Annotated in this window: 1 protein-coding gene; it reads left to right on the forward strand. The window is 37.1% G+C overall.

Translation table 11 applies throughout. The annotated features are described in order from the left end of the window. Positions 1–370, forward strand: a 370-nt coding sequence (locus ACOCD2_RS21790; RefSeq protein WP_419626108.1) for a hypothetical protein, incomplete at its 5' end; no start/stop codon positions are given. Between the last annotated feature and the right edge of the window lie 648 nt (positions 371–1,018).

Genomic DNA, 1,018 nt, shown 5'->3' on the forward strand with positions numbered 1-1,018 from the left:
ACTTAATTCTCTTCATAGAAGAGCTGCAAAGTTGATGATGCCCGATTTATCGTTAACAACCGATGCTAAGCTACAGCACTTGGGACTACTCCCACTTCGAGAAAAGCTCATGTTAAATAAAGCTGTGCTAGTCTTCAAAGCTTTTCGAAATCTGGCACCCCAGTATCTCAAAGACCTTTTTATTTGCCACAACAGTCGTGCCCCATCGCGACCTATAATACTGCCCAAACCCAGAATAGACCTGTTTAAAACCAGCTTTTCTTTCGCAGGTGCGTCCCTTTGGAACTCTATTCCAACATATATAACTTCCTGCGGTACACTCATCAGCTTCAAAACGCAGCTCGGCAAATGGCTCAGACACAAAATGTAATAGTTATGTAACTTCCTGTTTATGAATGCATGTATGTATGTCTATATTTCCATGGTTTTATGCTCTGTTTCATGCTTTACTCTACTGTTCATAACCATGATTGTTATTTCACATCGGCTTATTTGTGACTGTGTATACTCTTTTTTTTAATTTTATTTTATTGTGAACCTTGTTAATATTAGGATTCATATTGATTATGTGTGTGTATTTGACGCTTTCTTCCTTCTGTATCTTCTGTTTTTGTTTGCCGTTCTTTTCTACTTAGTTATATACAGTATTAGATTACGTCTGAGTTTGCAACTTCACTTGTCTTCACTTAACTTTTTCAGTCTTGTTTAATTACATGCTTTCTGGTGATAAATGCTCTGTTTAATTGTTTTGTACTCTGATCACCTCACCCCCTCCTCCCCCTACCACCCTGTTTTGTCTTTTGATTGTTTGCTTTTTCTCGTAGGTACTTTATGTTATTTTCCCCTGTATATGCTACTATGATTGCTATAGTTATACTCGTTTTTATCATCGTCGTTTTTGGCAAAGTTCGTATTATTTTTAAGTGTTTGTAATTTGTATCAAGGACAGGTTGCTCGACAGGCATTTGTGCCTTAACCTCTATCCTTGTGTAATAAAAGTTCAGTCAGTCAGTCAGTC

Origin of the sequence: Thiolapillus sp., from assembly GCF_048562965.1 — a bacterium.
In the GTDB taxonomy this organism is placed as follows: Bacteria; Pseudomonadota; Gammaproteobacteria; order Chromatiales; family Chromatiaceae; genus Thiolapillus; species Thiolapillus brandeum_A.